Genomic DNA, 17,400 nt, shown 5'->3' with positions numbered 1-17,400 from the left:
AGCCTCCGCCAACAGATTAATCAAGACAGGGGCATGTGCGGCAGGGTGGACGCCCCCGAGTCAGCCGTGATGTTCCTCGGGACGCGCTGTGGAACGCGCTTCGGCGAGCGCCCGCAGGGTCCTGGCGTCGGCGATGGCGCGCTGCTTGGCGATGCCCGGCTGGATGCCGAGCGCGGGCAGGCTGGTGCCGTCGCTGAGGTTGAGGAACACCCAGGGGTCGCCCGGACGCAGGTTCACCTGAAGAATCTCGGCCCACTCCAGATGGCGGCTGCTGGCGATGTTCACCACGGTGACGCCCGACTCGTCGGCGAGCACCTTCGGCCGGGAGAGCATGAGCAGCACTCCGAAGAGCAACGCCCCCGTGAGGACGAAGCTGAGGCGCTCGCCCGGGCTGAGCTGCTCCAGCAGCATCGCGACGGTCGTGATGACCACGAAGATCGCGGCACCGGCGGTGAGCAGGACGGCCCGGGTGTGGCCCGGCCGGAACGTGACGGGGAGGGCAGGCAGGTCGGACATGTTCTCCACTGCCCCTCAGAGGCGGCAGGCGTGGATGGCGGTGGTCAGAATGGCCCGGGCACCGATGTCGTACAGGTCGTCCATGATCCGCTGGGCCTCCTTGGCCGGGACCATCGCGCGGACGGCGACCCAGCCCTCGTTGTGCAGCGGCGAGACCGTCGGGGACTCCAGACCGGGCGTGAGCGCTACGGCCTTCTCCAACTGCTCGACACGGCAGTCGTAGTCCATCATCACGTAAGTCCGGGCGACCAGGACACCCTGGAGGCGGCGCAGGAACTGCTGCACCTTTGGCTCGGCGCTGTCATCGGGCTCCGCGCCGGTACGGCGGATCACGACGGCCTCGGACGTCATGATCGGCTCGCCGAAGACCTCAAGGCCCGCGTTGCGCAGTGAGGTGCCGGTCTCGACGACGTCCGCGATGACCTCGGCGACACCGAGTTCGATGGCGGTCTCGACGGCGCCGTCGAGGTGGACCACGGAGGCGTCGATGCCGTGGTCGGCGAGGTGCTTGGCGACGATGCCCTCGTACGAGGTGGCGACCGTCATGCCGTCGAGGTCCTCGACGCCCTTCGCCGTGCCGGGCTTGGTGGCGTAGCGGAAGGTGGAGCGGGCGAAGCCGAGCGGGAGGATCTCCTCGGCCCTGGCGCCGGAGTCGATGAGCAGATCGCGGCCGGTGACGCCGATGTCGAGGCGGCCGGAGGAGACGTAGATCGCGATGTCGCGGGGGCGGAGGTAGAAGAACTCGACCTCGTTGTGCGGGTCGACGATCCGCAGTTCCTTGGACTCGCGGCGCTGCTGGTAGCCGGCCTCATGCAGCATCTCCGCCGCAGGGCCGGACAGGGAACCCTTGTTGGGGACGGCGATGCGCAGCATGAGGTCGGCTTCCTTTGTTCGTGCGTACGGTGCGGGTGTGCGGTTTACGGCTCAGAGGTGGGCGTAGACGTCGTCCAGGGAGATGCCGCGGGCGACCATCATCACCTGAACGTGGTAGAGCAGCTGCGAGATCTCCTCGGCGGCTGCCTCCTTGCCCTCGTACTCGGCGGCCATCCAGACTTCGGCGGCCTCCTCGACGACCTTCTTGCCGATGGCATGGACGCCCTTCTCGACCAGTTCCGCGGTGCGGGACGTGGCGGGGTCGCCGTTTGCGGCCTTGTGCTGGAGCTCGGTGAAGAGCTCCTCGAACGTCTTATTGGACATGGTGGCGCCCACTTTACGCGGTGTGCCGACCCGCCTAGCGCCACGGTTCGGATACTGAGCGGAGGGTGGCCGCCGTCGCCACCGCCGCTGTCACCGCCTCGTGTCCCTTGTCCTCGTTCGAGCCGGGCAGCCCGGCCCGGTCGAGGGCCTGCTCCTCGGTGTCGCAGGTCAGCACGCCGAAGCCGATGGGGACGCCGGTCTCGACGGAGACCTGGGTGAGACCCTGGGTGACGCCCTGGCACACGTACTCGAAATGGGGGGTGCCGCCGCGGATGACGACGCCGAGGGCGACGACCGCGTCGTAGCCCCGGCCCGCGAGGACCTTGGCGACGACCGGGAGTTCCCAGCTGCCGGGGACCCTGAGGAGGGTCGGCTCGTCGATGCCGAGGTCGTGCAGGGCGCGCAGGGCGCCGTCCACCAGGCCGTCCATCACCTTGTCGTGCCACTGTGCCGCGATGACGGCGACCCGCAGGTCGCCCACATTGCGTACGGACAGTTCCGGTGCACCCTTGCCGCTCACGTCTCTCGTCTCTCCTCGTGGCTCTTCTACTGGTTGCCGCAGGCGGACACGGTGGTCGTGTCCAGCCAGGGCAGGTCGTGCCCCATCCGGTCCCGCTTGGTGCGCAGGTAGCGGAGGTTGTGCTCGCCCGCCTGTACGGGCATCGGCTCACGGCCGTTGACCTTGAGGCCGTGGCGGACGAGCGCGTCGGTCTTGTCGGGGTTGTTGGTCATCAGCCGCACACTGCGGACGCCGAGGTCCTCCAGGATCTGTGCGCCGGCGCCGTAGTCCCGGGCGTCGGCCGGCAGACCGAGTTCCAGGTTGGCGTCGAGGGTGTCGCGGCCGCGCTCCTGGAGCTCGTACGCCCTCAGTTTGGACAGCAGACCGATGCCGCGGCCCTCGTGGCCGCGCAGATAGACCACCACTCCCCTGCCCTCGGCCTGGATGCGCTCCAGGGAGGCACTCAACTGGGGGCCGCAGTCGCAGCGCAGGGAGTGGAAGATGTCGCCGGTGAGGCATTCGGAGTGGACACGGACGAGGACGTCCTCGCCGTCGCCGATCTCGCCGTGCACGAGGGCGACGTGCTCGACGCCGTCGACGGTGGAGCGGTAGCCGTACGCCGTGAAGTCGCCGAAGGCGGTGGGGAGCTGGGTCTCCGCCTCACGGCGGACGGTGGGCTCCGAGGTCCGGCGGTAGGCGATCAGGTCCTCGATGGAGATGATCGTCAGGCCGTGCTTGCGGGCGAACGGGATCAGTTCGGGGAGGCGGAGCATACGGCCGTCCTCTCCCGCGATCTCGACGATGGCGCCGGCCGGGCGCAGACCCGCGAGGCGGGCGAGGTCGACGGCGGCCTCGGTGTGGCCGTTGCGGACCAGTACGCCGCCGGGCCTGGCGCGCAGCGGGAAGATGTGGCCGGGGCGGACGAAGTCGCCGTCCTCGGCGTCTCCGCTCGCGAGGAGCCGGAGCGTGGTCGCGCGGTCGGAGGCGGAGATACCGGTGCTCACGCCGTGCGCGGCGGAGGCGTCCACGGAGACGGTGAACGCGGTCTTCATGGACTCGGTGTTGTCCTCGACCATCTGCGGCAGCCTCAGCCGGTCCAGCTCACCGCCCTCCATGGGGGCGCAGATCAGGCCACGGCACTCGCTCATCATGAAGGCGACGATTTCGGGGGTCGCCATCTCGGCGGCGATGACGAGGTCGCCCTCGTTCTCCCGGTCCTCGTCGTCGACGACCACGACCGGGCGGCCGGCGGCGATGTCGGAGATGGCCTGCTCGATCGGGTCGAGCGACCAGTCCTCGATGTTGTCCGTGCTGTACAGGACGGGTGCCGCACTCATACCGGCGCTCCTTCCAGGATGGGCCGCGCGCCGTTGCGGGAGCGCAGCCACCAGTCGCGCATGCCCCACAGGACGAGTGCGCCGTAGATGACGTAGACGAAGCCGGAGAAGGCGTAGCCATTGGCGAAGTTGAGCGGCACGCCGACCAGGTCGACGAGCAGCCAGGCGAACCAGAACTCGACCATGCCGCGGGCCTGGGCGTACATCGCGACGATGGTGCCGACGAAGATGTAGGCGTCCGGCCAAGGGTCCCAGGACAGGGTCGGGTACGCCTTGAAGAGCAGGGCCACCGCGACCGTGCCGACGGCGGCCGCGGCGACCATCGCGCCGCGCTCTCGCCAGGTGGCGAACCGCGGGGCGATCTGGCCGTCGCCACCGTCTTCGGCTCGGCCCTTCATGCGGTTCCACTGCCACCAGCCGTACAGGGCGACGGCCATGACGACGGTCTGTTTGCCGGCGCTGCCGGTCAGGTGGCCGAAGAAGGCCCCGAAGAGGATGAGACCGGAGAGGAACTGCACCGGCCAGGTCCACAGGGAGCGCCGCCAGCCGAGCGCGAGGGCGATCAGGCCGAGGACGTTGCCGATCATGTCCGACCAGAGGATGTGCTGGTCGAACAGGACGAAGGCCTCGGAGTTCAGCCCGTTCACTGTGCTGCCCCCCGGCCCGCCGTGAGCAGCCGCTCGACGTACTTGGCGATGACGTCGACCTCGAGGTTGACCGGGTCGCCGGGCTGCTTGAGGCCGAGCGTGGTCAGGGCGAGGGTGGTGGGGATCAGGCTGACGGAGAAGTAGTCGGGGCCGGCGTCGACGACGGTGAGGCTGATGCCGTCGACGGTGATGGAGCCCTTCTCCACGACATAGCGCGTGAGGTCCGCGGGGAGGGAGATCTTCACGATCTCCCAGTTGTCGGACGGCTTGCGCTCCAGGACCTCCCCGGTGCCGTCGACATGGCCCTGCACGATGTGGCCGCCGAGGCGGGCGCCGACGGCGGTGGGGCGTTCGAGGTTGACGCGGGAGCCCACGGCGAGGACACCCAGGCTGGAGCGGTTCAGGGTCTCCGCCATGACGTCGGCGGTGAACTCGTCGCCCTCGTGGTCGACGACGGTGAGACACACGCCGTTCACGGCGATGGAGTCGCCGTGCTTCGCGCCCTCGGTGACGATGGGGCCACGCAGCCGGAAGCGGGACGCGTCGCCGAGGTTCTCGACAGCGGTGATCTCGCCCAGCTCTTCGACGATTCCGGTGAACACTTCCCGGGTCCTCCTGCCACTTGGGGCACGGACTCCGGGGCTGTCGATGACGACAGAATGTACGGACTACGGCACTGGGGCGACGCCGGACGGACCCGTCCCCGAAAGGACGAGCATGATCGGCGGCGCGCACGAATGCCCGCCCGCCGCGCACTGCCTCCCATCCGGACTTTAACCGTCGGTCCAGGAATTTCACCTGGTCAACCGGTCGCTGGAGGCGACCGGGTCGCGGACTGTAACCGCCGGTTCGGACTTTCACCGACCCCGGAGTGCGCTGCTTCTGGTACACGGCCAGTGTGCCACGCCTGGCCGAAGTCCATACGGGTGAAGCATGTGCAGTGGCTCACAGGCGGCACCTGTGGACTTCCCGGGCAGGCCGCGGCGGCTCCAACTCGGGCACAGGAGAGCGGCCTTGAGATTGGTCCACACCTATTGACGCAATGGTCTAGTCCTTTCTATCGTCGTCTACCAAGGTCTCATCCCGAGCAGACCGGCCCGGCGGCGGTGACGACGGCCCTTGCCCGCCGCCGGGCCCTCCCAACTCCCGGGTCCCCGCAGGTCTGGCAGGGTGAAGGCATGACCTTCGCGCCCGCCGACGAGTTCGAGGCCCATCGCCCGCGCCTGTTCGGACTGGCCTACCGCATGCTGGGCTCCGCGGACGAGGCCGAGGACACGGTCCAGGACGCGTATCTGCGGTTCAGCGGGGCCGACCGCACGACGATCGAGTACCCCGGCGCCTGGCTCGCCAAGGTCGTCACCAACCTCTGTCTCTCCCGGCTGACGTCCGCCCGGGCCCGGCGCGAGCAGTACGTCGGGCCCTGGCTGCCGGAGCCCGTGCTCACCTCGGACGGCACGCTCGGCCCGATGGAGTCGGCCGAGCAGCGCGAGGCCGTGTCGCTGGCGCTGCTGGTGCTTCTGGAGCGGCTGACACCGACCGAGCGTGCGGTGTACGTGCTGCGGGAGGCGTTCGCGTACGGGCACCGGGAGATCGCCGAGGTGCTGGAGCTGACCGAGGCCAACTGCCGTCAGCTGTACCGGCGTGCGGTGCAGCGGGTCGGTGAGGAGCGGTCCCGGTTCGAGCCCGCGCCCGAGCGGCAGGAGGAGCTTGTCGCGTCGTTCATCACGGCGGCCCGCGAAGGCGATCTGAGCAGCCTGGAGAAGCTGCTCGCCGCCGATGTGACCTGGTGGAGCGACGGTGGCGGCAAGGTCACCGCGGCCCGGCGGCCGATCGAGGGGCACGAGAAGGTGCTGCGGTTCCTGGCGGGCGCCCTGCGGGGGTTCGCCGCAGGGCTGCACTTCACCGAGGCCGAGATCAACGGCTCGGGCGCGCTGGCCGCGTGGGACGGCGACGCGCTGGTCAGCGTGTTCGCGCTGGAGGCGCGGGACGGGTTGATCGTGCGGGTGCGGGCCGTGGTGAACCCCGAGAAGCTGGAGTTCGTACGACGTCAGCTCGGCGCCGCGTAAGCGCTCCGCTGGAAGTCCGGTGCGTCGACTGCGGGTCCGTCGTGGCTGGTCACTCCCCCACTCTCGGCTCCGCTCGAGCGGGGGGACCCCCATCGCGGCGGAGCTGCATAGGACTTCGCCGGAACCGCTTGGGCTGTCACGCTTCCGGGGGCTACTCGGTCCTGGCTGAGGTAGGGCGCTCCGGCCGGGAGTGCTCGGTGCCGAAGGGACGGAAGCAGCATGACCACGATCCTGGTGACCGGCGGGACCGGAACACTCGGCCGGATCGTCGCCGAGCGGCTGCGGGCGGACGGGCACGAGGTGCGGGTGCTGAGCAGGCACAGTCAGCCGTACGCCGTCGATCTGCGCGAGGGCGGCAGCGGACTGGACACGGCCGTTTCCGGCGTGGAGGCGATCGTGCACTGCGCCACCAGCCCGCGCGGTGGTGACGAGCAGGCGGCGGCTCATCTCATCGCGGCCGCGCGGCGGGCGGGTGTGGGGCATCTGGTCTACATCTCGATCGTCGGCGTGGACCGGGTGCCGTTCGGCTACTACAGGTCCAAGCTCGCCGTGGAGAGGCTCATCGAGGATTCCGGGCTGGGCTGGACGGTACTGCGTGCGACCCAGTTCCACGATCTGCTCGTGCAGGTGTTCGGGGCGCTGGCCAAACCGCCCGTGATGCTGCTGCCGGCCGGTGTCCCGGACCAACCGATCGAGGTGGCCGAGGTCGCGAACCGCCTCGCCGAACTGGCCGCGGGCCCTCCGGCCGGCCGCGTCGAGGACATGGGCGGACCTCAGGTGCGGTCCTTCGAATCGCTGGCCCGCACGTATCTGGCGGCGACCGGGCGGAAGCGGCGAATCCTGAACGTGCCGCTCGCGGGCAGCGCGTACCGGGCGTTCCGCGCGGGCGGTCACCTCACGCCGGAACTGGCCGTGGGGAAGGGGTCGTTCGAAGAGTACTTGACGGCACGGTTCGGGGAGGGGCGACGGGCGTGAGGGGCGTCCGACCCTGGCGGCGAAGTCAGCTCCGGTTCGCCAACGCCCCAAAGGGGCGCGGGGCTGTATCGATGTGCGGCTCTGCCGCGTGGGCGCGACCAGCCACCACGGACCCGCAGCCGACCGACGACCCATTGCGGCCCCCGCGGCGGAGCCGCATATCGACACAGCCCGCGGAGCGCTCAGCGTTCCGCCGGGGCGAACAGTTCCTCCTGAGCGCGGTCGCGGGCGGTCAGCAGCGCGCCGCGCAGGACGGCGCCGCCGCCCAGGCTGGTGGCGCGTACCTCCGTGGGCAGCGGCGACATCCGGGCAAGGCGGGTCTGGACCCGTTCGGCCAGTACCTCGCCGCCCGCCCGGCCCACCTCGCCCGCCAGCACCAGGCAGCCGGGGTCCAGCACGGAGGCGACGGCGGCGGCGCCGAGGACCACGCGGTCGGCGAGGGCGTCCAGGAAACGGCCGGCGGGCGCACCGGGCGCACCTCCCACGGCCGTCAGCCGCACCGCCTCCCGAACGACCTCCGCGGCATACTCCGACCCCGCGCCCGCGGATGCCGTCAGCCCGTGTTCCGCGGCGAGCGCCGCCACCGCCCCCGCCGCGGCCAGCGAGTGGAAGCCGCCCTCACAGTCGGTCGCCGACGGCAGACCCGTGGTACCCGGAACCGGCAGGAAGCCGATCTCGCCCGTGCCGCCGGAGGCCCCGCGGCGGAGCCGTCCGTCGAGGACGACGGCGGCGCCGATGCCCATGCCGAGCCAGAGCAGTACGAAGGTGTCACGGTCCCGGGCGGCGCCGTCGCGCATCTCCGCCAGAGCCGCGAGGTTGGTCTCGTTCTCCACGCTCACGCGGGCGTCCGGAAACCGTTCCTGAAGGGCGGCCACCAGTCGGCGATGCCACTCGGGCAGGCCCGAGGAGTCCCGGAGTTCACCGCCGGCCGGGTCGATCAGGCCGGGCACGCCGATGCCCACGGTGTGCAGCCTCCCCCAATCCGGAACGGGCTCACGCGGAGGCGCCGCCAGCACCGTGGCCTCCTTCGCCACACGCTCGACCAGCGTCACCGCCTGCTCCACCGCCGGTCCCGTGCCCGTGTCGTCGCCGATCGGCACGGAGGCCTCGGCGAGCACCTTCCCGAGCAGGTCGGACACGACGACGGAGACGCCCTCGGTGCGCACGTCGAGCGCGGCCAGCCGGGCCCGGCCGGCCACGATCCCGTACAGCTTCGCGTTCGGCCCGCGCCGCTGCGCGCCCGACTCCCCCACGACCTCGATCAGACCCGAGGCGGCGAGGCGTTCGACGAGGTCGGCGACGGTCGGCCGGGACAGTCCGGTCAGCTCCTTCAACTGCCCTGCCGTCAACGGGCCCTCCCGCTGGAGCAGACGCAGGGCGAGCCGGTCGTTGATGGCTCGGGCGGTACTCGGGGATGCGGGCATGCCGGGATCCTTCCAGATCGGGCGACCGGTAATCCGCTATCTATCAGGCAGGGTTCCTGATAGTTTACGCGGCGCCAGCGGCGACCGTGAGCCAGGGAGGGGCCGGAGAATGAGTGCAGTGGTGTACGACCTACGCGAGGTGAGGCGGGCCCGCTATGCCGTGGCCGCCGTCTTCGCCGTGCACGGCGCCGTCACCGGCTCGTTCGCGACCCGGGTGCCCTGGATCCAGGATCATGCCGGGGTGAGCGCGGGCCAGTTGGGGCTCGCCCTCGCCTTCCCGGCGCTCGGCGCCTCCGTCGCGATGCCGCTCGCGGGCCGGATCAGCCACCGCTTCGGCGCCCGGAACGCCCTGCGCGGCCTGATCGCGCTGTGGACGCTCTCACTGGTCCTGCCCTCCTTCGCCCCGAACCTGCCGACGCTCTGCCTGGCCCTGTTCACGTACGGCGCCACGGCGGGTATGGCGGACGTGGCGATGAACGCGCTCGGCGTCGAGGTGGAGAACCGCCTTGGCCGGTCGATCATGTCCGGGCTGCACGGCATGTGGAGCGCGGGCGCCCTGATCGGCTCGGCGGGCGGCACGCTCGCCGCGCATCTCGGCGCGGACGCCCGGGTGCATCACGTACTGGCGGCGGCCGTCCTGACCGTGCTGGGTGTGGCCGCGTGCAGGTGGGTGCTCGACCTCCAGCCGGCCGAGGACGAGGAGCCGCCGCCCCGCTTCGCGCTGCCGCCACGGTCGGCGCTGCTGATCGGCGCGGTCGGGTTCTGCGCGGTGTTCGCGGAGGGCGCGAGCCTGGACTGGTCGGCGGTCTATCTGCGCGACCAGTTGGAGGCTTCGGCCGGTCTGGCGGCGGCCTGTACGACGGGCTTCACGCTCACCATGGCGATCGCCCGGATCGCCGGGGACAAGGTGGTGGACCGGTTCGGCTCCGTGCGCACGGTGCGCTCGGGCGGCGTCCTCGCCGTGCTCGGCGGGCTGCTGATCGTCGTCTCGGGTCATCCGGCGGTGGCGATGACGGGATTCGCGCTGATGGGCTTCGGTATCGCGGTGGTCGTGCCGCTGTGCTTCGCGGCGGCGGGCCGCAGCGGGACGAACCCCAGCCTGGCCATCGCGGGCGTCGCGACCATCACCTACACCTCGGGCCTGGTCGCACCGAGCGCCATCGGCACGCTCGCCCAGGCAACCAGCCTGGTGGTGTCGTTCGGCCTGGTGACCGTGCTGTCCTGCGGACTTGTCGCGTTCGCGGGCGTGCTGCGGGCCGGCGACCGGGACCGGCCGAAGGTGAGTGCTCCGGACGCCGTGGCTCCTCGTAGGTGATCCTCCGCAGCAGGGCTCCCGCGGGTGACCTGCACACTCGCGGGAACCGGAGCCGAGCCCTCAGGGCGCGAGCAGCAGGCTGTCGCCGCGCTCCTCGGCCGAGGCGTAACGCCGGGCCACGTCCTGCCAGTTGACGACCGCCCACATGGCGTCGATGAAGTCGACCTTCTGGTTCTTGTACTGAAGGTAGAAGGCGTGCTCCCAGGCGTCGAAGACCAGGATCGGGGTCGAGCCCTGACCGACGTTGCCCTGGTGGTCGTAGACCTGCTCGACGATCAGCCGGCCGCTGAGCGGCTCAAAGGCGAGGACGCCCCAGCCGGAACCCTGTGTGGTGGCGGCGGCCTTGGTCAGCTGCGCCTTGAAACCGGCGAAGGATCCGAAGGACTCGGCGATCGCGTCCGCGAGGTCACCCACGCCGTCCGCGGCGAGGGGCTCGCCGCCGCCGTCACCGGTCATGTTGTGCCAGTAAATGGAGTGCAGGATGTGCCCGGAGAGATGGAAGGCCAGGTTCTTCTCCAGGCCGTTGATCGAGCCCCACGTCTCCTTGTCCCGCGCCTCCGCGAGCTGCTCCAGCGTGTCGTTGGCCCCCTTCACGTACGCGGCATGGTGCTTGTCGTGGTGCAGCTCGACAATCTGCGGGTTGATGACCGGTTCGAGCGCCGCGTAGTCGTACGGAAGCTCCGGGAGCGTGTAAACCGCCATGTCCAACATCCTCCGACGTTATTGCCAATCATATGCAACTGCACGCTATCAGCAGGAGGGGTGGGTTGTGGATCAGGCGGTAGGTAAGCTCGCCGCCATGTCCACTGCGTACGCCTACGAGAAGGACGGCGCGGCCATCTACCGCCAGTCCTTCGCCACCATCCGCGCGGAGGCGGACCTCGCGGGCCTGCCCGCCGACGTCAGCCAGGTCGCCGTCCGGATGATCCACGCCTGCGGAATGGTCGACCTGGTGCGGGACCTGGCCTACACGCCTTCCGTGGTCGCCCGCGCCCGCGAGGCCCTGCGCGCCGGCGCGCCCGTCTTCTGCGACGTCCAGATGGTGGCCAGCGGCGTGACCCGCAGGCGGCTGCCCGCCGGCAACGACGTGTTCTGCACGCTCTCCGACCCGGCCGTCCCGGAGCTGGCGGCGAAGCTGGGCACCACGCGCAGCGCCGCCGCGCTGGAGCTGTGGCGCGACCGGCTGGAGGGCGCGGTGGTCGCCGTCGGCAACGCGCCCACCGCCCTCTTCCGCCTCCTGGAGATGATCGAGCAGGGCGCCCCCCGGCCCGCCGCCGTCATCGGCGTCCCGGTCGGCTTCGTCGGCGCCGCCGAGTCCAAGGACGCCCTGGCCGCGCACCCCTCCGGTCTGGAGCACCTGGTGGTACGGGGCCGCAGGGGCGGCAGCGCCATCGCCGCCGCGGCGGTCAACGCGATCGCGAGCGAGGAAGAGTGAGCGGTGAACGCACCCGCTGACCGGCGGACGTGGACGCGGAGTGGGTGCCGTCAGCTCCGTTCGGCCGGGGCGGGCTCGGTCAGGCCCGCCGTCCACTTCTCCTCGATCCGGCCGACCTTCCACACCAGCAGGGCCAGCGCCCAGGTGGCGAAGAACAGGCCGACGATGAGGTAGCCGATGATGTTGAGGTCGAGGCCGGACACCCAGTCCCAGAAGGGGCCGTGCAGATCCGCCTTCTCGGCGATCAGGCCGAGGAGTTCGACGGTGCCGATGATGAGCGCGACGGCGACGGACAGCCCGGTGATCGTGAGGTTGTAGTAGACCTTGCGGACCGGCTTGGAGAACGCCCAGCCGTACGCGAAGTTCATGAACGAGCCGTCGATCGTGTCCAGCAGCGACATGCCGGCGGCGAACAGGACGGGCAGGCACAGGATCGCGTACCAGGGCAGTCCGGAGGCAGCGCCCGAACCGGCCAGCACCAGCAGGGCCACCTCGGTCGCCGTGTCGAAGCCGAGGCCGAAGAGGACGCCCAGCGGATACATCTGCCACGGCTTGGTGATCGACTTCATCAGGCGGCCCAGCAGACGGTTCATGAAACCCCGGTTGTTGAGCTGCTCTTCGAGGGCGGCCTCGTCGAAGTGACCGGAGCGCATCTGCCGGAAGACCTTCCAGATCCCGACCATGATCACCAGGTTGATGATCGCGATGAGGTAGAGGAAGGTGCCGGAGACGGTCGTGCCGATCCAGCCGGTGACGTCGTGCAGCCCGGAGCCGTCGTTCTCGACCGGGCTCGCCAGCGCCCTGACGCCGATGGAGAGCAGGAAGGTGAGGGCGAAGACGATGGTCGAGTGGCCCAGCGAGAACCAGAAACCCACCGACAGCGGCCGCTGCCCCTCGCCCATCAGCTTGCGCGTGGTGTTGTCGATGGCGGCGATGTGATCGGCGTCGAAGGCGTGCCGCATGCCGAGCGTGTAGGCGGTGACGCCCATACCGATGCCGAAGGTCTTGGTGCCCAGGCTGTAGTGCTCCGGGGCGACGATCACCACCAGCGTGAACCAGCCGACGACGTGCAGCGCCAGGATGAACGCGGCCATTCCGCCGAGGCTCGCCCATTCCTTGCGGGTCATCGACGTACGGATGCGGTGCCACGAGAAACCGCGGGCTCCGGCGGTGGCCGGGCGGGCGGAATCGGGAGCGGTGGTCATGGAGACGCGGGCCTTACTTCTCGGCGATCGGCTGTTTTCAGCCCCGCCTCCAGGTTTGTGCGAATGAGTTGCAGCTACAACACACCCGCGGCAAAGCTCCTGTCAGGTTTCGGCCGGCGCCGGGAAAAGGCGGCAGGCCGAGGCGCTCCCCGACCGAACGCGCGACTCAGCGCGCCAGATCGTAGGCGTACGACGGTGTGAACGTGCCGGGCGCACCCTTGCAGCCGTCCGACTCGCCCGGCAGTTTCACCCACAGATAGCCGTCGATGCCCGCCTCCCCCGTGTTCAGGGTCGGGGTGCGCCCGAGCTTGCGGCCGGACGGGTCGCACCACTGTCCGCCGGCCGGGGCGCCGTTGCCGTTGCGGCTGGTGTCGATCACCGCGCCGAGGCTCGCCGGGCCGTCCAGGGCGTCGAGGACCTGACGGTCGTAGGCGGTCTCGGCGTCCGTGCGGTGGAAGTTGGAGACATTGCTGAAGATGCCATCGGAGGAGCCGGCCGAGGCGGCGCCCGCCTGTTTCAGCAGCGCCGCCTGCTTGGCCGCCGAGTTCCAGCCGGAGTGGCCCGCGTCGAAGTAGACCCGCGCCTTGGGGTTCGCGGTCTTGAGGACGCGGCCCGCGCGGGCCAGCGAGGCGAAGCGGTCGGCCCGGGCACCGGCGGAGAGGCAGTCGGCCTGGGCGATCGAGTCGGGCTCCAGGATCACGATGACGTCGGCGGAGCCCAGCCCCGCCGCGAAGGCGTCGATCCAGGCGTCGTACGCCCCCAGGTCGGGCGCACCACCCTGCGAGGCCCCGCCGCAGTCGCGGTCCGGGATCGCGTACGACACCACCACCGGCACCCGGCCCTGCGCCGTGCCGCCGGAGGTGACCGCGCGGACCCGGGCGGTGATGGTGGCCGGGGTGAAGTCGGCGAACCACACCGCCGCCGGATGATCGGCTATCCGGGACTCGATGACCGCGCGGCGCGGATCGCCGGGGTTGGCGCTGACCCAGTCGAGCACCTGGGACTCGGGGTGGCGGTAGAGGCGCGTGAACGCGGCGGCGGTCTGGCGCTCCCGCTCGGTCTTGGTGGGTGAGGGAGTCGGGCTGCTCTCTTCCTTCTTCTTCGATGCGGAGGGTGAAGGAGACGGGGAAACGGCCGACTTGGTGGAGGGCGATGCCGACGGGACCGCGGGCAGCGGTCCCAGGCGTGGCGAACTGGTCACCTCGGGTCTGGCCTCGTCGGAGCCGCGCCCGTCGTCGAGCGCGGACATCATGCCGGTCACCGTGCCGAGGGCGACCACGACGGAGGCCACCGCGACCATGGCACCGCGCCGGGCGGCGCCCCGGCGCTGGGCCCTGCGTGCGGCCAGGCGGCGGGCACGTATGCCTGACAAAGTCCAGTTCCCCCTGTGTTCTCCCCCTGCGCGACGGGGGCGTTCCCCCATTCTGGGGAAGCGTCGGTCCCGCCGGCTCCCCGGACAGCCTAGGACTGGGACCCTGCGTGCATGGGGCAATTGGAACAGATCACCACACCCGTAGACGCGGTCGTCTCCCGGATGCGCGCCCTCGACGCGACCTTGCCCGACCGGGACGGGGTCGCCGTGTTCAACCGCGTCTACCTCGCCGTCACCGAGGCCGTCGACGGGCGTATCGACGCGGGTCGGTTCGCCGATGCGCGGGCCGCGATCGCGCTGGATGTTCGGTTCGCGGAGCGGTACTTGGCGGCGGTGGACACGGTCGCCGGCGAGCGGCGTCCGCCGGCCTGCTGGCGGCCGCTGTTCCAGTACCGCCGCCATCCCGGTGTACGTCCGCTTCAGTTCGCGATGGCGGGCATCAATGCGCACATCGGTCACGATCTTGCGCTCGCCGTCGTGGACACTTGTCGTACGCTCGGCTGCGCCCCGGCCGAGCTGGAGGACGAGTTCGACCGCGTGGGCGATCTCCTCGTCTCGCTGGAGGAGCGCATCCGCGAAGATCTGATGCCGGGCCCCGACCTCCTCCAGATCGCCGACCCGCTCACCCATCTGCTCGGCTCGTGGAGCCTGGAGCGGGCCCGGGACGCCACCTGGTCGACGGCGCGGGCGCTGTGGGCGTTGCGCGAACTCCCCGATGTCGCCGAGGAGTTCACCGAGCGTCTGGACGCGGTGGTCGGGTTCGCGGGACGGATGCTGCTCACCCCGCTGCCGGACTGATCCGGGTCAGTCCTCCGGAAGCTCCACCGGCGCGATCTCGTCGTACATGTCGCCCGGGCCGGGATTGGTCCCGTCGGTCGCCCCACCGAAGTGGTGCATGACCCCCCACACCGCGTTCAGCGCGGTCTGGATCGCGCCCTCGGCCCAGCCCGCCGTCCAGGAGATGTCGTCGCCGGCGAGGAAGATGCCCCGCTTGTCCTCGGGCAGCCGGTCCTGCATGAAGTGCGTGAACAAGCGCCGCTGGTAACGGTAGTGGCCGGGCAGGTTCGCCTTGAACGCGCCCATGAAGTAGGGCTCGTTCTCCCAGGACACCGTCACCGGGTTGCCGATGATGTGCTTGCGGATGTCGACCGTCGGATAGATCTCGCCGAGCGACTTCAGCATGACCTCCATCCGCTCGTTCGCGGACAGCGGCAGCCACTTCAGGCTGTCGTCGCACCAGGTGTACGACAGACAGATCACCGCGGGCCGGTCGGGGCCGTCATCGAGGAGGTAGGTCCCGCGCGTCATACGGTCGGTGAGCGTCATCGACATGACGTCCCGGCCGGTGTCCTCGTCCTTGTCCAGCCAGAAAGGCCGGTCCACCGGGACGAAGAGCTTCGAGGACTCCATGTAGTGGGTGCGCTCGATCGCGGTCCAGTGGTCGATCGGGAAGAGCGAGTCGTCGCAGTCGATCTTGGAGAGCAGCATCCAGGACTGGGCGGTGAACACGGCCGCCTCGAACGTGCGGATGTCGCCGTTCGCGTCGGTCACGGTGATGCGGTTGCCGGCGGTGCGGTGCAGACGGGTCACGGCGGGGCGCGGTTCGCCGTTGTCGTGCAGGGACTTCAGCGATGTCCCGTACGCCCAGTGCACGATCTTCTCCGGCTCGCGCTCCCACAGGCGCAGCGGAAGCTGCTGCGAGCCGCCGACGATGCCGCGGTGGTGGTCGTCGGCCTCGGTGTAGACGACGCGCAGGATCTCCAGGATCGAGTTGGGGAAGTCGGTGTCCCAGCCGCCGGTGCCGAAGCCGACCTGGCCGAAGATCTCCCGGTGCCGGAAGGACTTGAAGGCCTCGGAGTCGCAGAGGAAGCCGTAGAACGTCTGGTTGTCGAGCTTCTCGACGAGCTTGGCCCAGATCTCGCGGATGCGCGGCACGTCGCGCTCGCGCAGCGCCCGGTTCATGTCGGAGAAGTCGGCGCCCTCTTCGAGGCAGGCGTTCCAGGCGGTCGCCACATCCCGGTAGACCTGCGGCAGATCGTCGACCGTCTCGGCGTAGTGCGACTCGCCCTTGAGGTCGACGACGGTCGAAGGGGTCGCCTCCGCAAGGGGGTTGGGGAAGGGCTGGGTCTCAAGACCCACGAGGTCGATGTAGTGCTGGAGCGCCGTGGAGGAGGGCGGGAAGCGCATGGCGCCCATCTCGGCGGTGAGGGAAGGGTCGCACCCGTCGAAGCCGACGGTCCGCAGTCGCCCGCCGATCTGGTCGGCCTCGTAGACGACGGGCTTCAGGCCCATCTTCATCAGCTCGTAGGCGGCCACGATGCCGGACAGCCCGCCGCCGATGACCGCGATCTCGGTGCCGTGCCCGGTCGCGGGTATCTGGCCGAGGCCCGCCGGGTGGGCGAGGAAGTCGTCGTAGGCGTAGGGGAAGTCCGGCCCGAACATGGTGATCGGCGGCTGCTGCGCGTCGGCGTGCTGGACGGCGTTGGGCACCGTGGACGTCATGGGGTGGGGACTCCTTGCACAAACAGAAACGAGGGGGGCGGTTCAGATGAGGGACCCGTAGAGGCCGGGGCGGCGGTCCTTCAGATACGGGTTCGCCTCGCGGGAGGCGGCGAGGAACGCCGGATCGACGTCGGCGAGCAGAAGCTCCTCGCCGCGGCCGGCGCGGGTGCGGGCGATCCCGTCGGGTCCGGCCAGCGTGGAGAGCCCGACGAACTCGAACTCGCCCTCCTGGCCGACCCGGTTGACGTACGCGACGTACATCTGGTTCTCGAAGGCCCGCACCGGGACGACGGACTCGGCGACGAACTGGAACGGGTGCATCTGTGCCGTCGGCACCAGGAGGAGGTCGGTGCCGGCGAGGGCGTGGGCGCGGACGTTCTCCGGGAACTCGACGTCGTAGCAGATCATGAGGCCGACGCGGAGGCCGTTCAGCTCGGCCTGGACGACCGGCTGCTCGCCCGGGGTGAAGTGGTCGCGCTCGAAGCAGCCGAAGAGGTGGGTCTTTCGGTAGTTCGCGAGGCGGGTGCCGTCGGCGGAGATCAGCTGGGCGGAGTTGAAGACGCTGTCGCCGTCGCGCTCCGGGTAGCCGTAGGCGATCGCGAGCCCGTGCCGCGAGGCGAGGTCGGCGATCGCGTCCGCGCAGTCGCCGTCCGCGGGCTCGGCGAGGCGGGCGATGTCGTCGCCGATCGCGTACCCGGTGAGGAACATCTCCGGCGCGACGAGGAGTCCCGCGCCGGCGGCTGCGGCACGGCCCGCGGCCTCATCGAGGACCTTGAGGTTCTCGACGGTCGAGCCGGGCCGGCCGGAGCTCTGGAGCAGGGCGGTGCGCATGCGTGTCCTCAACAGGGCGGAAGGGTGGTTGCGGGGGCCACGTAGACGGTACGGGCGGCTTGCCTGGGCGGACAAGAAG

18 protein-coding genes and 1 riboswitch are annotated in these 17,400 nt (G+C 70.4%); of the genes, 5 read left to right on the top strand and 13 right to left on the bottom strand.

What is annotated here, in order from left to right:
• Positions 1–60: 60 nt before the first annotated feature.
• The 7 genes from KCH87_RS35685 to KCH87_RS35655 are packed head-to-tail and all read right to left on the bottom strand — an operon-like array spanning position 61 to position 4,798.
• The gene (locus tag KCH87_RS35685; protein WP_210591975.1) at positions 61–516 is read right to left on the bottom strand and encodes a PH domain-containing protein; all 456 of its coding nucleotides are present in this window, start codon (positions 514–516) and stop codon (positions 61–63) included.
• A gap of 15 nt (positions 517–531) precedes the next feature.
• Complete coding sequence (gene hisG / locus KCH87_RS35680; protein ID WP_210591973.1) at positions 532–1,389, bottom strand: ATP phosphoribosyltransferase; 858 nt, start codon at positions 1,387–1,389, stop codon at positions 532–534.
• 51 nt (positions 1,390–1,440) lie between these two features.
• On the bottom strand, positions 1,441–1,713 hold the full coding sequence (locus KCH87_RS35675; protein ID WP_210591971.1) for a phosphoribosyl-ATP diphosphatase: 273 nt from the start codon (positions 1,711–1,713) through the stop codon (positions 1,441–1,443).
• A gap of 34 nt (positions 1,714–1,747) precedes the next feature.
• A complete protein-coding gene (gene ribH / locus KCH87_RS35670; RefSeq protein ID WP_210591969.1) occupies positions 1,748–2,233 on the bottom strand; it encodes a 6,7-dimethyl-8-ribityllumazine synthase in 486 nt (161 codons plus the stop codon).
• Between the two features lie 26 nt (positions 2,234–2,259).
• Positions 2,260–3,549 carry a bifunctional 3,4-dihydroxy-2-butanone-4-phosphate synthase/GTP cyclohydrolase II gene (locus tag KCH87_RS35665; RefSeq protein ID WP_210591967.1) on the bottom strand — a complete coding sequence of 430 codons (1,290 nt, stop codon included), beginning with the start codon at positions 3,547–3,549 and terminating at the stop codon, positions 2,260–2,262.
• The gene (locus KCH87_RS35660; protein ID WP_210591965.1) at positions 3,546–4,196 is read right to left on the bottom strand and encodes a nicotinamide mononucleotide transporter family protein; all 651 of its coding nucleotides are present in this window, start codon (positions 4,194–4,196) and stop codon (positions 3,546–3,548) included. The genes KCH87_RS35665 and KCH87_RS35660 overlap by 4 nt, the downstream gene beginning before the upstream one ends.
• The gene (locus KCH87_RS35655; protein WP_210591963.1) at positions 4,193–4,798 is read right to left on the bottom strand and encodes a riboflavin synthase; all 606 of its coding nucleotides are present in this window, start codon (positions 4,796–4,798) and stop codon (positions 4,193–4,195) included. Before KCH87_RS35655 ends, KCH87_RS35660 begins: the two co-directional genes overlap by 4 nt.
• A gap of 146 nt (positions 4,799–4,944) precedes the next feature.
• A riboswitch (FMN riboswitch) is annotated at positions 4,945–5,075 on the bottom strand.
• A 299-nt stretch (positions 5,076–5,374) separates the two neighbouring features.
• Here KCH87_RS35655 and KCH87_RS35650 point away from each other — a divergent pair.
• A complete protein-coding gene (locus tag KCH87_RS35650) occupies positions 5,375–6,262 on the top strand; it encodes an RNA polymerase sigma-70 factor (RefSeq protein WP_210591961.1) in 888 nt (295 codons plus the stop codon).
• Between the two features lie 219 nt (positions 6,263–6,481).
• Positions 6,482–7,237 carry an SDR family oxidoreductase gene (locus KCH87_RS35645; protein WP_210591959.1) on the top strand — a complete coding sequence of 252 codons (756 nt, stop codon included), beginning with the start codon at positions 6,482–6,484 and terminating at the stop codon, positions 7,235–7,237.
• 182 nt (positions 7,238–7,419) lie between these two features.
• Here the strand turns inward: KCH87_RS35645 and KCH87_RS35640 are convergent, their stop codons facing one another.
• Positions 7,420–8,661, bottom strand: coding sequence for an ROK family transcriptional regulator (locus tag KCH87_RS35640; protein ID WP_210591958.1), 1,242 nt, complete (start codon positions 8,659–8,661; stop codon positions 7,420–7,422).
• Positions 8,662–8,770: 109 nt separating this feature from the next.
• Here KCH87_RS35640 and KCH87_RS35635 point away from each other — a divergent pair, with 109 nt between their 5' ends.
• Positions 8,771–9,976, top strand: a complete 1,206-nt coding sequence (locus KCH87_RS35635) for an MFS transporter (RefSeq protein WP_210591957.1) — start codon at positions 8,771–8,773, stop codon at positions 9,974–9,976.
• A gap of 60 nt (positions 9,977–10,036) precedes the next feature.
• Here KCH87_RS35635 and KCH87_RS35630 read toward each other — a convergent pair whose 3' ends face one another.
• A complete protein-coding gene (locus tag KCH87_RS35630; RefSeq protein ID WP_210591956.1) occupies positions 10,037–10,678 on the bottom strand; it encodes a superoxide dismutase in 642 nt (213 codons plus the stop codon).
• A 97-nt stretch (positions 10,679–10,775) separates the two neighbouring features.
• Here KCH87_RS35630 and KCH87_RS35625 point away from each other — a divergent pair, with 97 nt between their 5' ends.
• The gene (locus KCH87_RS35625; RefSeq protein WP_210591955.1) at positions 10,776–11,411 is read left to right on the top strand and encodes a precorrin-8X methylmutase; all 636 of its coding nucleotides are present in this window, start codon (positions 10,776–10,778) and stop codon (positions 11,409–11,411) included.
• A gap of 50 nt (positions 11,412–11,461) precedes the next feature.
• Here KCH87_RS35625 and KCH87_RS35620 read toward each other — a convergent pair whose 3' ends face one another.
• Both KCH87_RS35620 and KCH87_RS35615 read right to left on the bottom strand, forming a co-directional pair.
• Complete coding sequence (locus tag KCH87_RS35620) at positions 11,462–12,616, bottom strand: HoxN/HupN/NixA family nickel/cobalt transporter (RefSeq protein WP_210591953.1); 1,155 nt, start codon at positions 12,614–12,616, stop codon at positions 11,462–11,464.
• Between the two features lie 166 nt (positions 12,617–12,782).
• The gene (locus KCH87_RS35615; protein WP_210592066.1) at positions 12,783–13,916 is read right to left on the bottom strand and encodes a glycoside hydrolase family 6 protein; all 1,134 of its coding nucleotides are present in this window, start codon (positions 13,914–13,916) and stop codon (positions 12,783–12,785) included.
• A gap of 183 nt (positions 13,917–14,099) precedes the next feature.
• On the opposite strand from KCH87_RS35615, the gene KCH87_RS35610 reads away from it, so the two are divergent.
• Positions 14,100–14,786 carry a DUF5995 family protein gene (locus KCH87_RS35610; protein WP_210591952.1) on the top strand — a complete coding sequence of 229 codons (687 nt, stop codon included), beginning with the start codon at positions 14,100–14,102 and terminating at the stop codon, positions 14,784–14,786.
• Positions 14,787–14,792: 6 nt separating this feature from the next.
• Here the strand turns inward: KCH87_RS35610 and KCH87_RS35605 are convergent, their stop codons facing one another.
• On the bottom strand, positions 14,793–16,490 hold the full coding sequence (locus tag KCH87_RS35605; protein ID WP_210591950.1) for an NAD(P)/FAD-dependent oxidoreductase: 1,698 nt from the start codon (positions 16,488–16,490) through the stop codon (positions 14,793–14,795).
• 42 nt (positions 16,491–16,532) lie between these two features.
• Positions 16,533–17,321 (bottom strand): carbon-nitrogen hydrolase family protein, encoded by a 789-nt coding sequence (locus KCH87_RS35600; protein ID WP_210591947.1) that lies wholly within the window; start codon positions 17,319–17,321, stop codon positions 16,533–16,535.
• Positions 17,322–17,400: the final 79 nt, after the last annotated feature.

Origin of the sequence: Streptomyces sp. GESEQ-35 (genome assembly GCF_017948485.1) — a bacterium.
Taxonomy (GTDB): Bacteria; Actinomycetota; Actinomycetes; order Streptomycetales; family Streptomycetaceae; genus Streptomyces.
This window is presented reverse-complemented; position numbering and strand designations above follow the sequence as displayed.

Excerpts from the sequence above, each read along its gene's own strand:
- KCH87_RS35645 (WP_210591959.1), top strand. The coding sequence starts at position 6,482 with ATGACCACGATCCTGGTGACCGGCGGGACCGGAACACTCGGCCGGATC.
- KCH87_RS35675 (WP_210591971.1), bottom strand. The coding sequence starts at position 1,713 with ATGTCCAATAAGACGTTCGAGGAGCTCTTCACCGAGCTCCAGCACAAG.
- hisG (WP_210591973.1), bottom strand. The coding sequence starts at position 1,389 with ATGCTGCGCATCGCCGTCCCCAACAAGGGTTCCCTGTCCGGCCCTGCG.
- KCH87_RS35685 (WP_210591975.1), bottom strand. The coding sequence starts at position 516 with ATGTCCGACCTGCCTGCCCTCCCCGTCACGTTCCGGCCGGGCCACACC.
- KCH87_RS35615 (WP_210592066.1), bottom strand. The coding sequence starts at position 13,916 with ATGGTCGCGGTGGCCTCCGTCGTGGTCGCCCTCGGCACGGTGACCGGC.
- KCH87_RS35610 (WP_210591952.1), top strand. The coding sequence starts at position 14,100 with ATGGGGCAATTGGAACAGATCACCACACCCGTAGACGCGGTCGTCTCC.
- KCH87_RS35665 (WP_210591967.1), bottom strand. The coding sequence starts at position 3,549 with ATGAGTGCGGCACCCGTCCTGTACAGCACGGACAACATCGAGGACTGG.
- KCH87_RS35625 (WP_210591955.1), top strand. The coding sequence starts at position 10,776 with ATGTCCACTGCGTACGCCTACGAGAAGGACGGCGCGGCCATCTACCGC.
- KCH87_RS35650 (WP_210591961.1), top strand. The coding sequence starts at position 5,375 with ATGACCTTCGCGCCCGCCGACGAGTTCGAGGCCCATCGCCCGCGCCTG.
- KCH87_RS35600 (WP_210591947.1), bottom strand. The coding sequence starts at position 17,321 with ATGCGCACCGCCCTGCTCCAGAGCTCCGGCCGGCCCGGCTCGACCGTC.
- KCH87_RS35630 (WP_210591956.1), bottom strand. The coding sequence starts at position 10,678 with ATGGCGGTTTACACGCTCCCGGAGCTTCCGTACGACTACGCGGCGCTC.
- KCH87_RS35635 (WP_210591957.1), top strand. The coding sequence starts at position 8,771 with ATGAGTGCAGTGGTGTACGACCTACGCGAGGTGAGGCGGGCCCGCTAT.
- KCH87_RS35620 (WP_210591953.1), bottom strand. The coding sequence starts at position 12,616 with ATGACCACCGCTCCCGATTCCGCCCGCCCGGCCACCGCCGGAGCCCGC.
- KCH87_RS35640 (WP_210591958.1), bottom strand. The coding sequence starts at position 8,661 with ATGCCCGCATCCCCGAGTACCGCCCGAGCCATCAACGACCGGCTCGCC.
- KCH87_RS35605 (WP_210591950.1), bottom strand. The coding sequence starts at position 16,490 with ATGACGTCCACGGTGCCCAACGCCGTCCAGCACGCCGACGCGCAGCAG.